Source organism: Synechococcus sp. CC9605 (assembly GCF_000012625.1).
In the GTDB taxonomy this organism is placed as follows: Bacteria; Cyanobacteriota; Cyanobacteriia; order PCC-6307; family Cyanobiaceae; genus Parasynechococcus.
In genome coordinates, this window is record NC_007516.1 from 1,695,510 (window position 1) to 1,713,483 (window position 17,974).

General features: G+C 62.3%; 26 protein-coding genes. 8 read left to right on the top strand and 18 right to left on the bottom strand.

Annotation, left to right across the window (positions count from 1 at the left end; all coding sequences use genetic code 11):
• Positions 1-18: 18 nt before the first annotated feature.
• The 12 genes from leuB to hisA form a co-directional block, all read right to left on the bottom strand.
• Complete coding sequence (gene leuB, locus SYNCC9605_RS09315; RefSeq protein WP_011364817.1) at positions 19-1,092, bottom strand: 3-isopropylmalate dehydrogenase; 1,074 nt, start codon at positions 1,090-1,092, stop codon at positions 19-21.
• Between the two features lie 32 nt (positions 1,093-1,124).
• Positions 1,125-2,168: a UDP-3-O-(3-hydroxymyristoyl)glucosamine N-acyltransferase gene (lpxD, locus tag SYNCC9605_RS09320; protein WP_041435733.1), complete on the bottom strand. Its 1,044-nt coding sequence runs from the start codon at positions 2,166-2,168 to the stop codon at positions 1,125-1,127.
• 35 nt (positions 2,169-2,203) lie between these two features.
• Positions 2,204-3,277 (bottom strand): glutamate 5-kinase, encoded by a 1,074-nt coding sequence (proB, locus tag SYNCC9605_RS09325; RefSeq protein WP_011364819.1) that lies wholly within the window; start codon positions 3,275-3,277, stop codon positions 2,204-2,206.
• Complete coding sequence (locus SYNCC9605_RS09330; RefSeq protein WP_011364820.1) at positions 3,274-3,795, bottom strand: YqeG family HAD IIIA-type phosphatase; 522 nt, start codon at positions 3,793-3,795, stop codon at positions 3,274-3,276. The genes proB and SYNCC9605_RS09330 overlap by 4 nt, the downstream gene beginning before the upstream one ends.
• Positions 3,783-4,337, bottom strand: a complete 555-nt coding sequence (locus tag SYNCC9605_RS09335; RefSeq protein ID WP_011364821.1) for a DUF3727 domain-containing protein — start codon at positions 4,335-4,337, stop codon at positions 3,783-3,785. The genes SYNCC9605_RS09330 and SYNCC9605_RS09335 overlap by 13 nt, the downstream gene beginning before the upstream one ends.
• A 20-nt stretch (positions 4,338-4,357) precedes the next feature.
• The gene (gene ruvX / locus SYNCC9605_RS09340) at positions 4,358-4,834 is read right to left on the bottom strand and encodes a Holliday junction resolvase RuvX (protein ID WP_011364822.1); all 477 of its coding nucleotides are present in this window, start codon (positions 4,832-4,834) and stop codon (positions 4,358-4,360) included.
• The gene (locus tag SYNCC9605_RS09345) at positions 4,834-5,865 is read right to left on the bottom strand and encodes a hypothetical protein (RefSeq protein ID WP_011364823.1); all 1,032 of its coding nucleotides are present in this window, start codon (positions 5,863-5,865) and stop codon (positions 4,834-4,836) included. The genes ruvX and SYNCC9605_RS09345 overlap by 1 nt, the downstream gene beginning before the upstream one ends.
• 38 nt (positions 5,866-5,903) lie before the next feature.
• Entirely contained in the window at positions 5,904-7,064 is a 1,161-nt protein-coding gene (locus tag SYNCC9605_RS09350; protein ID WP_011364824.1) for a hypothetical protein, read from the bottom strand.
• A 62-nt stretch (positions 7,065-7,126) separates the two neighbouring features.
• Positions 7,127-7,693 carry a thylakoid membrane photosystem I accumulation factor gene (locus tag SYNCC9605_RS09355; RefSeq protein ID WP_011364825.1) on the bottom strand — a complete coding sequence of 189 codons (567 nt, stop codon included), beginning with the start codon at positions 7,691-7,693 and terminating at the stop codon, positions 7,127-7,129.
• Positions 7,694-7,708: 15 nt separating this feature from the next.
• Positions 7,709-9,304, bottom strand: coding sequence for a DUF3685 domain-containing protein (locus SYNCC9605_RS09360; protein ID WP_041435033.1), 1,596 nt, complete (start codon positions 9,302-9,304; stop codon positions 7,709-7,711).
• 68 nt (positions 9,305-9,372) lie between these two features.
• Positions 9,373-9,741 (bottom strand): Fur family transcriptional regulator, encoded by a 369-nt coding sequence (locus tag SYNCC9605_RS09365; protein ID WP_257930019.1) that lies wholly within the window; start codon positions 9,739-9,741, stop codon positions 9,373-9,375.
• A 128-nt stretch (positions 9,742-9,869) separates the two neighbouring features.
• The gene (gene hisA, locus SYNCC9605_RS09370) at positions 9,870-10,637 is read right to left on the bottom strand and encodes a 1-(5-phosphoribosyl)-5-[(5-phosphoribosylamino)methylideneamino]imidazole-4-carboxamide isomerase (protein ID WP_011364828.1); all 768 of its coding nucleotides are present in this window, start codon (positions 10,635-10,637) and stop codon (positions 9,870-9,872) included.
• Positions 10,638-10,708: 71 nt separating this feature from the next.
• Here hisA and SYNCC9605_RS09375 point away from each other — a divergent pair, with 71 nt between their 5' ends.
• The gene (locus SYNCC9605_RS09375) at positions 10,709-11,629 is read left to right on the top strand and encodes an NAD-dependent epimerase/dehydratase family protein (RefSeq protein WP_041435035.1); all 921 of its coding nucleotides are present in this window, start codon (positions 10,709-10,711) and stop codon (positions 11,627-11,629) included.
• On the opposite strand, the gene SYNCC9605_RS09380 is transcribed toward SYNCC9605_RS09375, so the two are convergent.
• Entirely contained in the window at positions 11,598-12,134 is a 537-nt protein-coding gene (locus SYNCC9605_RS09380) for a CDP-alcohol phosphatidyltransferase family protein (RefSeq protein WP_011364830.1), read from the bottom strand. The genes SYNCC9605_RS09375 and SYNCC9605_RS09380 overlap by 32 nt on opposite strands.
• A gap of 31 nt (positions 12,135-12,165) precedes the next feature.
• Here SYNCC9605_RS09380 and SYNCC9605_RS09385 point away from each other — a divergent pair, with 31 nt between their 5' ends.
• Positions 12,166-12,639, top strand: a complete 474-nt coding sequence (locus SYNCC9605_RS09385; protein ID WP_011364831.1) for a CBS domain-containing protein — start codon at positions 12,166-12,168, stop codon at positions 12,637-12,639.
• A 34-nt stretch (positions 12,640-12,673) separates the two neighbouring features.
• Positions 12,674-12,943 (top strand): hypothetical protein, encoded by a 270-nt coding sequence (locus SYNCC9605_RS14850; protein WP_198002444.1) that lies wholly within the window; start codon positions 12,674-12,676, stop codon positions 12,941-12,943.
• Here SYNCC9605_RS14850 and SYNCC9605_RS09395 read toward each other — a convergent pair.
• Positions 12,940-13,146, bottom strand: coding sequence for a hypothetical protein (locus tag SYNCC9605_RS09395; RefSeq protein WP_041435037.1), 207 nt, complete (start codon positions 13,144-13,146; stop codon positions 12,940-12,942). The genes SYNCC9605_RS14850 and SYNCC9605_RS09395 overlap by 4 nt on opposite strands.
• 83 nt (positions 13,147-13,229) lie before the next feature.
• On the opposite strand from SYNCC9605_RS09395, the gene SYNCC9605_RS09400 reads away from it, so the two are divergent.
• Positions 13,230-13,439 (top strand): hypothetical protein, encoded by a 210-nt coding sequence (locus tag SYNCC9605_RS09400; protein ID WP_156783091.1) that lies wholly within the window; start codon positions 13,230-13,232, stop codon positions 13,437-13,439.
• Between the two features lie 277 nt (positions 13,440-13,716).
• Entirely contained in the window at positions 13,717-14,007 is a 291-nt protein-coding gene (locus SYNCC9605_RS09405) for a 2Fe-2S iron-sulfur cluster-binding protein (protein ID WP_041435043.1), read from the top strand.
• 541 nt (positions 14,008-14,548) lie between these two features.
• Here SYNCC9605_RS09405 and dcd read toward each other — a convergent pair.
• The gene (gene dcd / locus SYNCC9605_RS09410; RefSeq protein ID WP_011364835.1) at positions 14,549-15,073 is read right to left on the bottom strand and encodes a dCTP deaminase; all 525 of its coding nucleotides are present in this window, start codon (positions 15,071-15,073) and stop codon (positions 14,549-14,551) included.
• A 108-nt stretch (positions 15,074-15,181) separates the two neighbouring features.
• On the opposite strand from dcd, the gene SYNCC9605_RS09415 reads away from it, so the two are divergent.
• From SYNCC9605_RS09415 to SYNCC9605_RS09430, 3 genes are all read left to right on the top strand, one after another.
• Positions 15,182-15,460, top strand: a complete 279-nt coding sequence (locus SYNCC9605_RS09415; protein WP_156783092.1) for a hypothetical protein — start codon at positions 15,182-15,184, stop codon at positions 15,458-15,460.
• A gap of 307 nt (positions 15,461-15,767) precedes the next feature.
• Positions 15,768-16,211 carry a hypothetical protein gene (locus tag SYNCC9605_RS09425; protein ID WP_011364836.1) on the top strand — a complete coding sequence of 148 codons (444 nt, stop codon included), beginning with the start codon at positions 15,768-15,770 and terminating at the stop codon, positions 16,209-16,211.
• Positions 16,211-16,609, top strand: a complete 399-nt coding sequence (locus SYNCC9605_RS09430; protein ID WP_011364837.1) for a hypothetical protein — start codon at positions 16,211-16,213, stop codon at positions 16,607-16,609. The genes SYNCC9605_RS09425 and SYNCC9605_RS09430 overlap by 1 nt, the downstream gene beginning before the upstream one ends.
• Positions 16,610-16,879: 270 nt before the next feature.
• Here the strand turns inward: SYNCC9605_RS09430 and SYNCC9605_RS09435 are convergent, their stop codons facing one another.
• Genes SYNCC9605_RS09435 through SYNCC9605_RS09445 form a run of 3 tightly spaced genes read right to left on the bottom strand, consistent with a single transcriptional unit; the run spans position 16,880 to position 17,974 of the window.
• A complete protein-coding gene (locus tag SYNCC9605_RS09435) occupies positions 16,880-17,209 on the bottom strand; it encodes a hypothetical protein (protein WP_308297688.1) in 330 nt (109 codons plus the stop codon).
• Entirely contained in the window at positions 17,179-17,412 is a 234-nt protein-coding gene (locus SYNCC9605_RS09440; RefSeq protein ID WP_156783093.1) for a hypothetical protein, read from the bottom strand. The genes SYNCC9605_RS09435 and SYNCC9605_RS09440 overlap by 31 nt, the downstream gene beginning before the upstream one ends.
• A complete protein-coding gene (locus SYNCC9605_RS09445) occupies positions 17,405-17,974 on the bottom strand; it encodes a 4'-phosphopantetheinyl transferase family protein (protein ID WP_011364839.1) in 570 nt (189 codons plus the stop codon). The genes SYNCC9605_RS09440 and SYNCC9605_RS09445 overlap by 8 nt, the downstream gene beginning before the upstream one ends.

The following is a 17,974-nucleotide window of genomic DNA, read 5'->3' on the forward strand; positions in this document are numbered from 1 at the left end:
ATTGCACCAATCTCAGGCTTACAGAGCTTTGAGCAATTGCTCACCCATGGCGCGACAACCCAGCTGGGTGCAGCCTTCTGCCATCAGATCCCCAGTACGGAAGCCACCGGCTAATACGGCATCCACAGCAGCCTCCAGATCATCGGCAGCCGCGGCCTGTTTGAGGCCGATGCGAAGCATCATTGCGGCCGACAGCACCATGGCCATGGGATTGGCCTTGTCCTGACCGGCGATATCAGGAGCTGAACCATGCACAGGCTCAAACAGACCAGGGCCCTCACTGCCGAGGGAGGCGGAGGGAAGCATGCCGATGGAGCCGGTGAGCATCGCCGCCTCGTCGCTGAGGATGTCGCCGAAGAGGTTGCCAGTGAGCAGCACATCGAACTGGCGGGGATCACGCACCAGCTGCATTGCCGCGTTGTCCACATACATATGGCTCACCTCCACAGGGCCATAGCTGGGCGCCATGGCATCCACCCGGTCTCGCCAGAGCTGGCTCACATCCAGCACATTCGCTTTGTCCACCGAGCAGAGCCGGCCCCGCCGCTCCTGGGCGATCTCAAAGGCCACCTTCGCGATCCGATCCACCTCCGAGGCGGAGTAGGTCATGGTGTTGAAACCGCGCTCGTCTCCCTCGGTCTCGATGCGTCCCTTGGGCTGACCGAAATAAATCCCCCCGGTGAGTTCCCGCACCACCATCAGGTCCACCCCCTCGATCACCTCACGCTTGAGGCTGCTGGCGTCGATGAGGGCCGGAACAATCTTCACCGGCCGCAGATTGGCGAACAGCTCCATGCCGGCGCGCAGGCCCAGCAGGCCGGTCTCCGGCCGTTTCTCACGGGGAAGGCTGTCAAAGCAAGGGCTGCCGATAGCGGCCAGCAACACAGCATCGGCTGCCTTGCAGGCGTCGAGGGTGCTGGCGGGCAGCGGCTCACCAGTGGCATCGATGGCACTGCCGCCGATGGGCTGTTCTTCGAAGCTCAGCGAAAAGCCATGGCGCCGGCTCACCACCTCCAGCAGCTGGCGGGCGACAGCGGTGATCTCGGGGCCGATGCCATCACCGGGCAGGAGAACAACGCGGTGCTGAGCCATGACGGTGCGGTGCGGCAGGTCGACCGCTGAGGTTACTGAGGGGTGTCCCGCTTGAGCTCCCGCAGGGTTTTGGCCATCTCCGGCAACTTGCTGAAGGTGTTGGCGCAACGGAGCCAGAGGCGGTTGGGGATCGCGGGGAAGCCACTCACCACCTCTCCAGGGGCCACATCACCGTGAATGCCGCTCTTGGAGCTGGCGATGGCGCGGTCTCCCACCACAGCGCGATTGGCAACCCCCACCTGGCCGGCCAGGATCACCCCGTGGCCAATCCGGGCGCCGCCTGCGATGCCCACCTGGGAGGCGAAGGCACAGCCACGGCCGGTGGTGACGCCATGACCGATCTGCACAAGGTTGTCGATCTTGGTGCCGGCACCAATGCGGGTCTCCCCGACAGACGGGCGATCGATGGTGGTGCCGCAACCCACCTCAACGCCGTCCTCAAGAACCACCTGGCCGGTCTGCGGCATTTTTCGCCAGCCCTTCGCCGTCGGCACAAAGCCGAATCCCTCGGAGCCGACAACGGCATTGGAGTTCACCACACAGCCACGGCCCAGTCGGCTGCCGGGGTGAAGCACGGCATTGGCGTGCAGCTCGCAGCCATCACCCACCACCACGTCGTCGTAGATCACCACCCCGGGGTGAACGATGCAGTCGGCGCCAAGACGGCTTCCCTCCCCGATGCAGACCCGCGGGCCCACCGCTGTGCCGGGCCCGACCACAGCCCGTTCATCGATCACCGCCGAGGGGTGAATCTCCGCCAAGGGCCGGCGGCGGGGATACAACTGATCGAGGGCTTCAGCAAAGGCCAGACGCGGATCGGCGAAGACCGCAAAGGCGATGCCACGCTGCGACGCCAGATCAATCAAATCCTGTTGGTCGGGCAGCAACAGGGCACCCACACCGCTGGCGCCCAGAGCCGCCGTGAGGGCGTTGCCCTTCTCCAGAAAGCTGAGCTGCGCCGCTGAGGCCTGATCGAGGGAAGCGGCACCCTCAAGCCATGGGTCCAACCCCGCCTGGCTCCAACGCAGGCCTGCATCACCGGTCTGCAGAACCTTGATCAGGGTGCTGAAACGCATGGAGGCCAGGGCAGTCCGGCGGATCGTAGACATGGTTATCGGCTGCGCAGCACAAGGCCATCGCGATGCACCACCACCGGGGAGGACTCTCCGGGAGATGGGTCATTCATCGCGGCCCGCAACTGGTCGCTGTCCATCGAACAGAGGCCACGGCCCAGATCCTCACCATCAGGGTCCAGCAACTGAATGGGTTGATTGGCGGCGAAGTCACCCCGCACCGCCGTAACACCTACCAGCAGCAGGGACGCACCACGGTGCTGCAGCGCCGCACAGGCTCCCGCATCCAGCTGCAGTTCACCCTCAGGTCGAAGCACATGGGCAAGCCAACTGCGTCGATTGCCCAGGGGTTCAGGGTGGGGATGGAACACCGTCCCTCCCCGTTGACCCTGCAACAAGGCCTCAAGGCGAGCGGGATCGCGCCCGTCGGCGAGCTGCACGGTGATGCCACTGGCGGTGGCGATGCGGGCTGCCGCCAGCTTCGTGGTCATGCCCCCGGTGCCCCAGCGCCCCCCGTCGCCGGCCCCCTGTTCCAACGAATCCAGCTCCCGAGGGTGGCGAATATCCGAGATCGGTTCGGCGTTGGCATCAACCCGCGGATCCGAGGAATAGAGGCGATCAACATCCGTAAGCAGGATCAGTTGCTGCGCTTCAACGGCGGCGGCCACCAAAGCCGAGAGGGTGTCGTTGTCGCCGAAGCGCAACTCCGCCGGCGAAAGGGCATCGTTCTCGTTGATCACCGGCAGCACCCCCCAGCTCAGCAGCTGCCGCAAGGTGCCCGAAGCATTCTGGTAGCGACGGCGATCGGCCAGGTCGGAGCGGGTCAGCAGCACCTGGGCCACGGAACGGCCATGGCGGGCCATGGCCCGTTCATACAGCCCCATCAGCGCTCCCTGGCCGATGGCTGCAGCCGCCTGCAGGGCCACCACCGTGTCAGGTCGGTTGGTGAGGGCCAGCTTCTGGCAGCCCAGCCCGACGGCACCACTGGTGACCAGCACCACCTGATCACCGCGGTCCATGGCCCCTGCGAAGCAGCGGGCATAGCCATCAATCGTGGTGGCGGTCTCCCCCCGAAGCAGGCTGGTGCCGATTTTCACGACCCACAGGGTCATGCTGAAGGCGCCCCCATCACACGAGCCATGACGCGTTCAAACCGCTGCACCCGGTCATGGCTGCAGGGCTTGCCGTCGTCTCGAACCGGGCGCACCAACACCGTGTAAAGCCCCATTCGGTTGCCGCAGAGCACATCCGTGAACAGGCGGTCACCGATCATCGCGATCGCCTCCGGTGGCAGCGCAAGATCACGAACCACACTGCGCAGGGCACCACGGCGGGGCTTGCCGGCACCAAAGGTGAAGCTGACCTGCAGCTGATCGGCCACGGCAGCAATCCGCTCGCGGGAGGGGTTGTTGCTGAACAGATGCAACTGCAGGCGGCGGCCGGCATCCACCAGCCAGTCGCGTACCGGCCCTGGCAGGGTTACGTCGCGACCGGGCAGAAGGGTTCTATCGACGTCAATCACGGCGGCCTTCAGGCCTTGGGCCGTGAGGTGGGGCAGCGAAAGCTGGGCGATGGTGAGCTGGGAATCCCAATTGGGGATCAACCAGTGCTGTGCCGTCAATCCGGCCATTCACGCTCCTCCAGTTCCGCCTCAATCAAGGGTTGAACGCGGTCGAGCTCATCGTCGCTCAGCAGCACGGCCTGGCCATCCACCATTCGCACCAACACCAGGAACGGATCAAGAGGGATGTAGAGACCGTATTCCTCCGCTTCAACCATGAAGCTCACCAGCAGTTCAAAGGTCTCGGCGTCCTCATCAACATCGTCATCCTCCTCCAGCTCATCGAGCTCGTCCTGATCCGGCTCCTCCAATTCACCACTGACGGTGAGGGTGATCGCCGATCGCACCAGGACCAGATCGTGCTCCTGGAGCACCACATCAGCCACCGAGAGAATCGGCTCGCTGCTGGCAACTTCCGTGATCGGCACCGGCTCAGCATCGTCATTGAGCCGAAACAGCGACACAGGTGTATCTACCGGCGAGAGCAGGGCGTAGTCCTGCCCCTCGATCGGGATCAGATGCTCGAGGAAACACAGCAGGTCGTGGCCCTCGCGGTCGCGGACCAGCAGGGTGGGGTGATCGCTGCTCTTACCGGGGCCCGACTCAGACATCGACGCGGCTCTGACTGGGCTCAGGATCCACCATCGCCCGCCCCGGCGCCCGACCTTGACGCAGTCTGTTGGGCCGGTTTGAGCTCCGGACCCTCCGCCAGCCATTGCTCCAGCAGCAGGGCGGCGGCTGCACTGTCGAGACGTCCGCTGCGGTCGCCCTTCAGCCCGAACTGTTCACCGGCCGCCCAGGTGCTGCTGTGTTCATTCACCCAGGCCAGGGGCAGATCGAGGGCGGCAGCCAGGCGCAGGCCGTAACGCTGGCAATGCTCCGCCTGAGCGGTGGGCTGGCCCGCGGCATCCAGGGGCAAGCCCACCACGAGCCCCTGCACCGACCGTTCGCAGCAGTGGGCCTGCAGAACGACCAGATCGGCATCAAAGCGACCGCGGCGAAGGGCAGCGAGGGGCGTGACGCTGATGCCGAGGGCATCGCAGCCGGCCAGGCCGATGCGCCGCCGACCCACATCCAGGCTGAGGATCGAACAGGGACGCGGCCGCATCAGTGCCGATCACCCAGACTCGGCGTGGGCAGGGGTGTGCCCTGGGGCCGTAAGCGACCAAGCACCTGATCAAGCGATCGGGTCAGCTGCAGGTTGCGCTGGGGGGACTGACGCCGCCACATGCTGCGTCCAAGTAGCAGCTGCTCATCGCCACGGGTCCAGCCCTCCGCCTCCAGGATCCGGCTCAGGGGTGCATCGTCGAAAGCCGTGAGCAGCCCGCGGGGGCGGCCGCACTGAAGGATCCTGTTCAGAACGTGGGGAAGCGCCTGATCCAGCCGGGGATCCCAGGCGAGATCGCGCATCAGCTCCAGCACGCCGGCCTCTCCCGCATCGGGTAGGCGGATGGATCCCGCCAACACAGCGTCTCCGGCCATGAGCACGCCGCAGCCGGGACCGTTCCGGTCCAGCAGATCCAGCCAATGGCGGTCGGTGATCTGACGCAGGTGGCTGTGGCTGCCGCCCTGCTCGATCGGCCAGAGCAACTGGGCGGTACGGCGGTTCAAGGCCCCCCAGCGCAGACCCGCAGACAGCTGATCGCTGCTCGGTGGCTCAACCACAGCCCCTGGTGGACACCAGCACTGATAAGGGCGCAGCGGTTGAAAGCCCAGCTCTCGCAAAAGGGCAATGGAATCGGCATCGGTGGCCGGGCAGCGGATCACCCAGCTGCAGATCTGGGCCGTCCAGGACTGCAGGGCCTGCTGAAGCAGGGAGTGCTGAATGGTGCGATGGCTGTGATCGTCCAGCGGCCCCAGCAGCTCCGGCAAATGGAGGATCCAGCAACTGCCGCGACGGTTGAACGGCCGGGCCACCACACTGGCTACCGGACGGTCGCCGTCGAGGGCGATCAGGCAACGGGGCGAGCGGCTGGGGAGCAGATCAGGAAAGCGCTGCTCAACTCTCGAGAGCCATTCACCGATCAGAAAGCCCTGAAAGCGTGAGAGCTGATCAATCGGAGCGTCCTGAATCCACTTGGCCAGGTGGGCCGGATTGAGGGGCTCAATGCGGATGGAGGTGGTCTTGGGTTCTGTCACCGGACACCCTCCAACCCCAACTGTTCACAATGTATCGCTCATTCCAGGCCTGGCCGCACCAACACCAGGGGAGTGCGTTCATTGGCATTGCCAGCAGGGTTGGGGCGCAGGGCCCGGCCCAGCAAGCCCTCATCACAACCGGGGCTGGAGGCCAGCACCTTCACGCGGCCGAGGTCGTTGACATCGACGATGGCAACGTCGACCCCGAGTTCAGCGGAGGCATCACGGCAGAACTGCTCAGCCCGGGATGGCCCCAGAACAATGGTCTGGTCGTATGGCGGTGTAGTGCCGGTGATGTCGTCGATCAAGCGGGCCTGGTCGCCAGCGAGGCGATAGAAGCCACCGGGGATGCCCACCAGCTTCATCAGCAGCCCCCCAATCCAGGCGGCCAGCACCCGGGTGGGCCCTACCAGATCGATCAAGGTCTGCATGCCGCAGGCAGTGGCCAAGCTGCTGGTGGGGTGGAACACACGGCAGGCCAGACGCGCCACCATGCCTGGCTCCACCTCACTGGGATGGCGGTAGCGCCCCTGGATCACAGCCACGGGGGTTTCGCCGATGGTGAGGATGTCGCCGGGCTGCACCAGATCGGCGGCATAGGTGCGCAGGACGTCAATGGTGTCATCCAGGGGCCCGAGCAGGTGGGTGCGAAGGGGCAAGACGCGGCAGCCTTCCCCCTGGCGGAAGTGGACTTGATCGGGCTGCAGGGGTTCAGGACGCGTCAGGGGAACCAGCACGCCCTGACGGCGCTGCAGACGGCCGAAGGGTCCGTAATTCGCCCAGTGGGCATCCACCCAGAGGCTGTCGACCCGGGCCGATGGCGTCGGGCCGGTGATCTCGATCAAAACCCGGGCACGGGTGGTCTTGCGTCCCTTGACGATGTAGGCCGCCCAGTAGCCGTCTGCGCGGGTCTCCTCGTCGGGATGCTCGGCAATGATCCGCGTTTTCACCTCCAGGCCGGTGGGATCGGAGGAGCCCAGCAGCACGGGCTCGACCCGCAGCTCCGGCACAAAGACCTCCATGCGGGGGTGGGGGTTGCTGATCTCCAGCACGCCTTCGATGCGGAGCCGCGCGCCCAGATCATCCACACGCCAGTCGCGCGGAGTCATCCGCAACGGTGAGGCCGGTCTGAGGCGATGGCGGAGCTCCAGCCAGGCCACAGCAAGTCCAAGGCCGAGCGGAGCAAACAGCAGCGACACAGCGGATCCGGCTCAGCGACCGGGACAACTGGCCGGCAGCGTAGGCGCCATGGCGGGGCGGCTTAGTTGGCGGTGACTTCGATGTTCACTTCGTTGAAGCTGCCTTCCTGATCAATGCGCCCCAGTTCAGGAGCAGGAAGACCGGTGGAGGCGCTGATGGCGTCGTTGATCGCCGCCAGGGAAACCTGACCGTTCTGATCGAAAACAATCCGGCCATCGGTGCCGATCACCACCACCTGCGGAATGGTTCCAGACCAATAGGTGGCTGGATCACCGGCTCCCAGCGTTTCACGGCCCTGCAGCGGATCGGTGGAGAGCGGCAGCAGATCGATGCTGCGGCCCCAAAGCCGTTGCAGTTCCGACACCACCGGAGCAAAGCGTTTGCTCACGGCGCTGTCATCCAGGTAGTAGACGATCACGGCCGTGCGTCCCTCAGCGAGGGACTCCTCCAGCGTGTTAGCGGGGGGAACCAACGAACCATTGCCGGCATAGAGGGCGTAAATGTTGCCGTCGTAGCTATCGCTGTTCAACACGGCGGCGGCAGGTGCGACATGGAGCAGCAGCGCGATCGAAAAGGTGATCAGACAGCGCACCAAAGCAAGCATCAAGCCGAAGCAGCGGATCGCCATTGTGGACCCAGGGGCCTAACCGCGGCCGAAGCTGCGTCCCATCCCCTGGGCTATGCCCCGCCCTACTAGACCGATGGCGCGTCCCAGCACCTGGGTGAGCAGGATCACGGCAAGGTCGCCGATGCGGCGCACCAAGGCCTGCACCTGGGGTGCGAGGGCATCCCGGGCTTCCAAGAGCAAGGCCACCTGCCGCTGCCACCAACCCAGCTGATTGAGCTCCTTGTCGCGGGGCTCGGTCAGCTGCAGCGGTTCGATGCGACCGGAGCGCAACTGAAACAGGGTGCGCTGGCTTTCATAAAGCTGAATCGGACGCTCCACCCAATCCGCCCAGCGCAGCTGGGTGTTCAAGCGATTTCTGAGGCGGTCGAGTTCCCGGGTCGCCAGGAGGGGATCCCGCAGCAGATAACGACGCAGCTCCGGCCAGTCACCGCAGGCATCGAGCAGTTCGGCACCAATCAGTTCCGCCGTCCTTACCAGCCAGTTGCTGACCAGGGTTTCCAGTTGCAGGAAGGCCCTGGGATCATCGGCCGGGAGCAGCAGGCCGTTCACCAGCATCGGTTGATCCGCCACCAGCGGCGCCAGCATCCCCGTTGGATCGGGCAGCTCGCCGTCTGCACCGGTGAGATCAGCACGGGTGAGTAGGGACGCCACAACCGGCTGCAGCTCCCCGTCACGGGGGATCTGGACGTAACTGCCGGCCAGAGCGGTTATGGCCTGCTGACGCAATTCGGGCTGCAACGAATCCCAGGCCTGGGCCATCGCAATGCCGTCCTGGCGGCTGCGCAGGCGCTGCAAAACCTGATCAAGCTGTTGCAACAGGGCCAATAGCAACTCCCGGCGGCGATCGGGATGCAGCCCCTCAATCGCCAGCAGACGGCCGGTGGAATTGGTCAATCCAGCCTGAACCGATGCAGCGATGCGGTCGCGGATAGCATCCCATACGGCAACGGCATTGCGTTCGCGCAGGCTGATGGCCGTGGTGGTGGGTGCTCCATCGCTGGACACGGAGGGGGCCAGGGGTTCGGCGTGCTCGAGGCCCATCTGCAGCGGCCCCCAGAGCCAGAGCAGCAAGCCCTTGGCGAAGCGCAATTCGCGGCGGCGCCCCTGCAGCAGCAGGAATAGCAACGGTTGTTCCGGGGGTGAATTGAGCAGGGCCTCCACCCCCTGCAGGTCGCGGCTCACCTGCTGCAGGCCACTCACCAGCAACCACTGGCCCAAGCCCATAGTCTGCTCCGGGCCCTGGGACTCCGACGCAGCCTCCAGGCGGATGTCGCGTCCGCCCTGCAACAGGGTTTCGATGGCGTTCTGCAGGCCCTGGGCGTCGACGTTCTGGAGCAGGCCGGCCGCCGGCAGCTCCAGCAGCTGCTCCCGCGACAGGCGTAGGTCGCTGGGCAACAGCAACAGCACCGGGGCGGGTTGCCAGCGCTCCTGCAGGGCAAAAAGCTCCTGTTGAATCGCCGCCAATGAGGCCACGGTGTCGATCGACCAGATCACCAAAGCCGGCCCCCCCGTCAGGCGCTCAGGGCGAAGCACGACCTCCCAATCGTCCCGGGCGGAGGTGAGTTTCAGCGCCAGCGACTCCCCGAGCAGATCCGGAGCGAGCAGCAACATCCGCACCGGCGAAGGGGAGGCCAAGGGTTGAACCCGAAACAGTTGGGCTCAAGGTAACGAGCTTCTGCTCAGTTCTCCAGGGTGCGCCGGCCGTTCAATTGCAGGGTGTACGACTCGATGCGAAAGCCGGTCCGCTGTTCGATCTGACGCAACAGGTCGTCGGGAAGAACAACGTCGATGTCTTCGATCGAACCGCTGTCCAGACAGGTGAGATGGCTGTGGGGATCACTGCGGTAGCCATACAGGCGACCACTGGCGCGGTCGAGGCACTCGATCACCCCCGCCGACTGCAGGGCCTCGAGGTTTTGATACACCGAGGTGTGGCCGATGCTGCGCCCCCTCAGATTCAGTTGTTCAAAGATGTCTCGGGCGCTGAGGTGGCTCTTCTCGCTCCAGAGAAGGTCGAGCACCATGCGCCGATGACGGCTAAGGCGCATGCCCAGCCGCCGGCACTGCTCGAACACCTCTTGCAAGCTGCCCGCGGGGGACAGCGCGCTGATCTTGCTGGCGGCTGCTCTTACCACAGAAGGTGCATGCTACTTCAACCATAAGGCCCTAGGCCAGCTCAGGCGATGTCTGCCGCCACGGCGGTGACGTCTTGAAGCCTTGCCTCACCCAAGGCGGCAATGGCCTCCGCTAAGTCGACACGGCCGTCGTAGAGGGCTCGGCCGACGATGACCCCCGTCACACCAAGGGGCTCCAAGGGCAGAAGCGAGAGAAGGTCGGCCATGCAGCCGATGCCACCGGAGGCGATCACCGGAACAGCGCTGCATTGCGCCATGGTTCGCAGGGCTTCCAGGTTGGGGCCGGCGAGGGTGCCATCGGTGGCGATGTCGGTGGTGATGATCGCCGCGATGCCGGCGGCACTGAACTGCTTGGCCAGATCGGTGGCCAGAACATCGCTCTGCTCGATCCAGCCCCGGGTGGCCACCCGGCCATCGTTGGCATCAATTCCCACCACGATGCGACCGGGATGGCGTTGGGCCAACTCCTGGACCAACTCCGGCTGTTCAATCGCCACAGTGCCGAGGATGACCCGATCCAGGCCACAGGAGATCAATTCTTCGGCGCGCTCGAGCGAGCGCACACCACCACCGAGCTGGACGGGGATATCGAGGGCGGCGGTGATGGCCCGCACCGCCGCGTCATTAATCGGCTCACCGCGTTTGGCGCCATCGAGATCCACCAGGTGCAAACGGGTTGCCCCCTGGCTCTGCCAGCTGAGGGCCTGCGCCACAGGATCCTCACTGAATCGTGTCACCTGGTCGTAATCCCCCTGATGAAGCCGGACGCAGGCTCCATCAAGCAAATCAATGGCGGGGATGATCTCCATCGGGGTCGGACCAGAGACCCTCCATCCTGCAGCGCCACGCTTCAATGGCTGCGCTTTTCGGGCCCAAGTGCATGAAGATCCTGGTGATGGGGGGAACCCGCTTCGTGGGCCGGCCCCTGGTGGCCCGCCTGCAGGCCCAGGGCCATGCACTCACCCTGTTCACCCGCGGCAAGAACCCCGTCCCCACCGGCGTGGAACACCTCTGTGGAGACCGCAGCAGCGATGAAGGCCTCAGCGCGCTGCAGGGCCGCAGCTTCGATGTGATCGTCGACAGCTCCGGACGCAAGCAGGAGGACAGCAGCCGCGTGGTGGCCATCACCGGGGGCCCCAGCCATCGCTTTGTGTATGTGAGTTCAGCTGGGGTGTACGCCGATTCAGAGCAGTGGCCCCTGGATGAATCCAGCCCCACCAATCCGCAGAGCCGTCACGCCGGCAAGGCCGAAACCGAAGCCTGGCTGCGCAAGGAAGGCATCCCCTTCACCAGCTTCCGGCCCACGTACATCTATGGCCCAGGCAACTACAACCCTGTGGAACGCTGGTTCTTCGATCGCATCGTTCACAGCCGCCCGATTCCGCTGCCCGGTGACGGCAGCACGATCACCCAACTGGGGCATGTGGAGGATCTGGCCGAAGCGATGGCCCGTTGCATCGAAGTGGATGCTGCAGCCAACCGGATCTACAACTGCTCCGGCAAACAGGGCATCAGCTTCCGGGGCCTGATCCGCGCCGCAGCCGTGGCCTGCGGACGCGATCCCGATGGCCTCGAGCTGCGCAGTTTCAACCCCAGCGATCTGGACCCCAAGGCCCGCAAGGCCTTCCCACTGCGGCTCAATCACTTCCTTACCGACATCACCCGGGTGGAACGCGAACTGGCCTGGCAACCCAGCTTCGACCTGGCCAAGGGCCTGGCCGACAGCTACAGCAACGACTACGCCCTGAACCCAACCGCAGCGCCAGACTTCAGTTCTGATGAGGCGCTGATCGGGGCGTGATGTAGCCCAGGGCTGAGCTCAGAGCCAGGCCGAGGGAGGGCCAGAACAGCCACCAGCCCAGGCTCTGAAGCCCGGCAGCAGCAATCCAGGCGGAAGGCCACAGCATCAGCAACAGGCTGAGGAACTGAAGGATCGTCTTGGCTTTGCCCGACAGCGAGGCCGGCCCACCATCACTGGCCTGGGAGCGCCAGCCCGAGATCAGCAATTCACGGGCCAGCAACAACCAGACCGCCCAGAGCGGCAGCACAGCGGACGACGCCAACCAGAGCAACGGTGCCGCGATCAGCACCTTGTCGGTGAGGGGGTCGAGGCGGGCGCCCCAGCTGCTGCCACCCCCGGCGCGCCGAGCCAGCCAGCCATCGGCCGCATCACTGAGCCCGGCCAACAGCAGCAACCACCAGGCCCAGCCCTGCCAGCCGAACTGCAGGGCAAGGATCAGCGGGAAACCGGCAACGGCTCGCGCCACGGTGAGTCCGTTGGCAATCGAACGCAAAGACAGAAACAACGCTCAGAATGCAGAGAGCTGAACCTTGATCATGGTCCTGCAGCTCACGGTGGCTGATGTGATGACCCAGCCGGTGCTGAAGGTCACGCCCGACACGCCGTTGCAGCAGGCCGTGCAGATGATCAGCGACCACCACGTCAGTGGTTTGCCGGTGGTGGATGCGGAGGGACGTCTGATCGGCGAACTGACGGAGCAGGATCTGATGGTGCGGGAGAGCGGTGTGGATGCCGGCCCCTACGTGATGCTGCTGGACAGCGTGATTTACCTGCGCAATCCCTTGAACTGGGACAAGCAGGTGCACCAGGTGCTCGGCACCAAGGTGAGCGCTCTAATGCGCAAGGACTCCCACAGTTGCGGGACGGAGTTACCGCTGCCCAAAGCGGCCTCACAACTGCATGAACGGGGCACGCAGCGCCTGTTTGTGCTGGACGGCAACAAATGCCCCATCGGCGTGATCACCCGGGGAGACGTGGTGCGTGCCCTCGCCTCCCATCAAGACGGCTGATTCAACTGATCGTTTGTTCTCCCTTTCCAGGCCGATGCTGCGCTCCTTGATGGTTGCCTGTGTGCTGGTGGTTGTTTCCCTGCAAGGCCATGCCAACCCCACGGACGAGACCGAGGAAATGGATTTCCTGGACATGGTGGATAGCGAGGGCAACGTGCTGATCCAGGCCCAAGGCATTGATGCCGTTAACGCCGAAGCCCCGGCCCAAGACCTGGCTTTTCCTGCCCTGGGGCACTGGTCTGTTGAGGGTCACTGCTTTGTGAAGCCTGCTCCAGGCGACTGCAATGGCGTGTTCAAGCGCTAAGGGCGTTCCACCGTTTGCGATGCCGGAGCAGGCGGCACGCGGTTATCCACGCGCAACGGGGAAAACAGCACGAGATTGCCTGCCACCAGGCCGGCGGCGACAACAACAGCCGCCAGAACCTCTAAACCTTCTGATGTTTTGGCTTGCATGCCTCGAGCATGCGCCGATGGCTTGCCAATGGCGAGGCCTTGTTTGGCTTTCAACGTGTGCGAACAAACGGAGTCAGTTGATACGCCAACCGTCGAACCAGGAGAGTTACGACGGAGCAGTTGATGCGCCCGATCCTGTGTCGCTCATCTTTCGTTTTCACGACGACACAGGTGATGTGCCTCCGATCAAGTTCGAGACCGGGCATCAGGGAAAGGAGGCAGAACGCCTGACACGATTCATCTGGAATCAAGTGATTCAACTGCTGCTGGCCGGCAAGGAGCTAGAAGCAAACTCGCTGTTGGAAGAATTTGATGAACCACCCCTTTGGGACGACCCACTCGACTGACAAGCCATGGGAACTCCACTCACGCAATGGCTTCAGCTGGTGGGCTGGGTGCTGCTCGCCACAACCCTGATTTGCTTGAGTGCAACAGGGGTTTTCTGAATTGAGCGGTTCAATCAAAACACCCTCATCAGCAATCAATCTGCCCTGAAAAATCAGTGATCAATGACATCGAAGTCGATCCAGTATGGCTTGCTACATCGATCCCGAAGTCTTCCTTGAATGCGTCAGCGAAGGCATCCAATTGGTTTTTTGATTGATGAATGCATTGAATGAACCAATGGCTTCGTATCAAATCACGATCACCACATCGGAAGGCTCCTCGAGCTTTGCCTGTGCCGACGATCAGTACATCCTTGATGCTGCAGAGGAAGCGGGTGCGGATCTGCCCTACTCGTGTAGAGCTGGCGCCTGCTCCACCTGCGCAGGCAAGCTTTCGAGTGGCTCTCTAGATCAATCGGATCAGAGCTTCCTTGACGACGAACAGATCGCAAAAGGCTTTGCCCTGCTTTGCGTGGCTTACCCAACAAGTGATTGCCAGATCAAAGGAGAAGCAGAAGAAGAGCTCTAGGCTAAATAGGCCCATCTTCGAGTTTCAAGTTTGGGGACTGCCGCTGGAGAACAATCGACGCCCGCCCCCCCTATTCTGACCAGCTCAATTTATTCCCTTCAGCAACCACCTGATTCGCCCAGACTGAAGTCACCAGGAATAGGCGCCCAATGTCGTCATGGTGCTCCAGTTGATTTGCACCTGCACGGAGCGGCGAAGCCACCTTTCAAGGGTGTTGCTTCGCTTGCCAAACAAGGCTCGTCGTCAGGCTTAGACGCCAAAGAAAGCAAGGACTGCTTCTAGGGCTCCGAGACCCAACAGAAAAACACCAGCGAGCAAGGCAAAGTCTTTTTTGGAGTTAGCCACAGATGCAACGGTTGCTCCGACGAACGCCAACAGGACAAAACTAAAGAGAATCGGAAGGGCAAACATTGCGGAGGATGTACATCTCCGATGAGTTATGTAAACCCGCTGCGGCGCAGGGAGTTAACGGCTCGATGCCAACGTTGAGTTACTTAATTCCTCTCAAAGGAGGCAATCAGGATGACGAGAGTCAACCCTCCTAAAAACTGCTCTGGGTCTGCCCAGCGAAGCGGCCCGCATAGTGCTCTTCACCAACCATGCGCTGAAAGATGAACTGACAGATCAGTGTGCCCGGAACCACCGCCAGTGGGGCTGGGCCGAAGTTGCTCATTTCCAGCACCTGCTGACTGTCGATCCCCGGCCCCATGAACGGTGCACTGATGTGCACCATCAGCCCAAGGCGAGCAAAGCGACTCCGGCCCTCAAGCCAACCGCAAAGACCTGGGCCGAGCCTGATCCGTTCACGGGTGATCCCCAGCACGGTCTCTCCCGGCATGATCAGGATGTGCCCACCCTCGGGGATCTCCAGCTTGTCGGTGCATTCGCGGTAGTCGGTGTGATCGCGAACCTCGATCACTTCATGCACCTTACGGAACACCCGAAACGTGAAGCCGAGGGTGAGATCCACCGATGCAGGCCCAACATGGTCGGCATGGAAGGGCGTGATCGCGATCAGGCCGTCGTCTACCGCCTGAAGAATGGCCTGACGCCCAAGCACCGCCATGGGTCGATCCCTTGCTGGGCCATGAGTATGGACGCCTCAGACGCCGGGGTGCTCAAACAGAACCGTCGACCGTTCTGACTCGCTCAGCTCGGCAGCGTCTTGCCTTTGATGCTGCTCAAGCGGTGGAGCTTCGGGAAGCCGGAAGGCTCTTTCGAGATCTGCCTTGATGGCACCAAAGGGGTAGGTCATAAAAAAAGAGGACTGCCCACAGCCCCCTCGGAACGACTTAACGACGCATCCCTGCGCCTCCGTTACATTAGTAAACAAAGTTTTGTAATGAGTGCCGTGGCCTTCACCACCCAAGACCTGCTCATCGCCTTCGGCAGCTTCGGCATGGCGCTTTTCGCCTTGAACCTTTACAAATTGACCAAGCCAGCTAACGGTTGATTAAATCGGACACTTGAAAACCCTGAGCTGGCGCCCTTGATCGGTTTGAACGTGCCCTGACTGAACGCAACCCAGCTCCGCTGGCGGCAGCCGCGAACCGATATGGGTCGTGAAGAGCTCAGAACTTTTGACCCCAGACGCCAACACCAGCGCAAAAGTCGCGAGCGAGAGAAGAGCCATGAGAAGCACTCGCATCTGCAGGCAAAACAAGGAATTCCAGTCTGCTCGGGTGAGCCCATCGGTGGTGGACCTCGGAGCAGGCTCGAAGCAGGAACGCCTTCTTAGGCTTGCCTGAGAGGGCTAGCCAATGGAAAACAGCAAAGAGCCGGTTGGTCATCTCAGCGCGATCATCGGGATTGGCCTCTTGCTGATTGGCCTCGTTGTCTTTGGAGTGGTCCAACAGAAGGCCTGGAGCCATCAAGCGGAACTCACCCAAAGATTTGAAGCATGCATGGAGAGCGCTCCCTTCAAACAGGCTCTAAAGGTGCCGAGGCCAGAAGCAGTGCTCACAGACGAGCAACTGCAGGCCCACTTTGACGCCTTTGATCAGTTGCTCAAAGAAACAGGTTTACCGCCCATCTGGAATGGCAAAACCTTGGTGCCCTGGAAGGACTACCACAAAAACTCGATTGAATTCGCAAGCCAATGCCATGGCCAGCTGGGCATCGATCAGCCTCAACGTCAACTGAAGGGCACTTACGCCAAACCCGTCTGGGATCCGAACTCTTCCACCTGGCGGCAGGCTGATTGATGAGCACGCGTCGGTTCAAAGGGCTCTACCTGCAAGCCACCGGTGATCCCTGCTGCTTTTCATTTGTGACCTACACACCACAAACCAGAGAACAAATGCTGGCTTGTGGGGATCTGGAGCCAAGCGAAGAATATTTCAATCCAGTGATTTTTGATTTTCTGTTGTTCGCCTCAGAGGCTGCCCTTGGAGCACCGGCCGGCGACTCATTCCCCATCACCTACGACGACATTTCAATCGTCACATCAAGGCAAAGAGGCTCAGGCATTCAGCACGAATATCTGATCAGGCTCTCAGACCACGACTGGAATGCTGCAAAGCAGCTTGCGGTTGATCAACTCCAAGATGTATTAACGAGTGCGCGATGGAATGGGGCTCGGCTTACGGATTCGCGCGATTGAAACAGCATCAAATCGCCAACGGACAGCCGAGTCCTCTAGCTTGCCGGCTGTAGCAGTAATTCCCATGATTCCAGAACCCCACGAGCCCTTTGATATCAACCGGAAGGACGACTCGATCTTCCTGCTGGGTTCCATGTTCATTGTGATTTTCCTCTTCCTTCTTTAAAGAGAAAAAGATCATCCTCAGCCCCAACAAAAAAGCACCTGCTCAAACCGAATAGGTGCTTTTTGATGTTGGATTACTATCTACAAACAGTTTCCAGGCAAAATTTAGCGGCGCGGCAGGCTGACTTGATACATCGTGTCATCAACAGGTTTCCATTGCACAAGATGTAGACGGTCGATCTTGTTGTTGTCCAAACAATCCCAGATCGTGGCTCCAGACAGTGTTGCCATCGACCACACATCGCCCTGACTCTTCATCTGCTTGCGGTTGCGATCTTTCCATTCCGTCCAGTTGATTTTTGGGTAGGAGCCAACCTGCTCACTCAGAATCACCACCGTGAATTCCACCGAACGCGAACCAAAACCGGCCGGAACTCTAAGTTGTTGAACTGCAATTCCCTGGTTCAGGCCACGGGTTTGCGCCAGATCCGCCACACCTGCCAGCGCGTCACCCCGAGCCAGAGGAACGCCACAGCCGAAAGGATCGGCACGACGATCAGATAACTCCACACCCCCAGGGCCACCCAGGCGAGCAGAGACGTGATCAAAGCCTTCTGAAAGTTAATGGCTCCGGCGAGACGTTGCTGCAAAAGAGATATCACGCTGTTGCTCGAAGCTCCATCCCTTCCTTTAGCCACGGATGCCCTCAGCGACCGCAACGCTGAACCCCTCCTGGGTCCAAAGACTGAGGGAATAGCGCGAACCATGCAGCCATGCCGCGGCCCCGTCCGGCGCAATGGCCACGTTGGCGAGTCCACCGCCCAGCCCCAGACCCGCTGCCTTCAACACGGCCTCCTTCGCCGTCCAGGCCTGAATCAACGTCCAGTGCTGCAGGCAGGCCGTCGCTTCAGCGGAGGAACCAAACATGCGCCGCTTCAGCAGGTCAGACGCCACACGCAACGGCCGGTCCAGGGCTTCAACATCAATGCCAATCGGATCCGGTCCCACCACCCCGATGCTGAAGGATCCGGTGTTGGAAATGCTGTGGTGCAGCGGGGAATCGCGCAGCTGCGGCTTGCCGTAGATCGTGCGGCCGATGTCGTCCGCAGAAACCAGCTGGCCTGCATCAGCGAACAGCCGGCAGGTGAGGCTGTCGCTCAAGGCCCGCTGTTCAGCGCGCGTCGGGGGCTGAGCGAGATGGGCCACCAACACCCGACGTTGGGTGCTGGGGATCGACCACCAGGACCAAACGGCGTCCAA

Excerpts from the sequence above, each read along its gene's own strand:
- SYNCC9605_RS09415 (WP_156783092.1), top strand. The coding sequence starts at position 15,182 with ATGCTGCTCAAGCGGTGGAGCTTCGGGAAGCCGGAAGGCTCTTTCGAG.
- dcd (WP_011364835.1), bottom strand. The coding sequence starts at position 15,073 with ATGGCGGTGCTTGGGCGTCAGGCCATTCTTCAGGCGGTAGACGACGGC.
- ruvX (WP_011364822.1), bottom strand. The coding sequence starts at position 4,834 with ATGCGGCCGCGTCCCTGTTCGATCCTCAGCCTGGATGTGGGTCGGCGG.
- SYNCC9605_RS09330 (WP_011364820.1), bottom strand. The coding sequence starts at position 3,795 with ATGGCCGGATTGACGGCACAGCACTGGTTGATCCCCAATTGGGATTCC.
- hisA (WP_011364828.1), bottom strand. The coding sequence starts at position 10,637 with ATGGAGATCATCCCCGCCATTGATTTGCTTGATGGAGCCTGCGTCCGG.
- SYNCC9605_RS09355 (WP_011364825.1), bottom strand. The coding sequence starts at position 7,693 with ATGGCGATCCGCTGCTTCGGCTTGATGCTTGCTTTGGTGCGCTGTCTG.
- SYNCC9605_RS09360 (WP_041435033.1), bottom strand. The coding sequence starts at position 9,304 with ATGTTGCTGCTCGCTCCGGATCTGCTCGGGGAGTCGCTGGCGCTGAAA.
- SYNCC9605_RS14850 (WP_198002444.1), top strand. The coding sequence starts at position 12,674 with ATGCTGCGCTCCTTGATGGTTGCCTGTGTGCTGGTGGTTGTTTCCCTG.
- leuB (WP_011364817.1), bottom strand. The coding sequence starts at position 1,092 with ATGGCTCAGCACCGCGTTGTTCTCCTGCCCGGTGATGGCATCGGCCCC.
- SYNCC9605_RS09335 (WP_011364821.1), bottom strand. The coding sequence starts at position 4,337 with ATGTCTGAGTCGGGCCCCGGTAAGAGCAGCGATCACCCCACCCTGCTG.
- SYNCC9605_RS09375 (WP_041435035.1), top strand. The coding sequence starts at position 10,709 with ATGAAGATCCTGGTGATGGGGGGAACCCGCTTCGTGGGCCGGCCCCTG.
- SYNCC9605_RS09430 (WP_011364837.1), top strand. The coding sequence starts at position 16,211 with ATGAGCACGCGTCGGTTCAAAGGGCTCTACCTGCAAGCCACCGGTGAT.
- SYNCC9605_RS09425 (WP_011364836.1), top strand. The coding sequence starts at position 15,768 with ATGGAAAACAGCAAAGAGCCGGTTGGTCATCTCAGCGCGATCATCGGG.
- proB (WP_011364819.1), bottom strand. The coding sequence starts at position 3,277 with ATGACCCTGTGGGTCGTGAAAATCGGCACCAGCCTGCTTCGGGGGGAG.
- SYNCC9605_RS09405 (WP_041435043.1), top strand. The coding sequence starts at position 13,717 with ATGGCTTCGTATCAAATCACGATCACCACATCGGAAGGCTCCTCGAGC.
- SYNCC9605_RS09365 (WP_257930019.1), bottom strand. The coding sequence starts at position 9,741 with ATGCGCCTTAGCCGTCATCGGCGCATGGTGCTCGACCTTCTCTGGAGC.
- lpxD (WP_041435733.1), bottom strand. The coding sequence starts at position 2,168 with ATGCGTTTCAGCACCCTGATCAAGGTTCTGCAGACCGGTGATGCAGGC.
- SYNCC9605_RS09385 (WP_011364831.1), top strand. The coding sequence starts at position 12,166 with ATGGTCCTGCAGCTCACGGTGGCTGATGTGATGACCCAGCCGGTGCTG.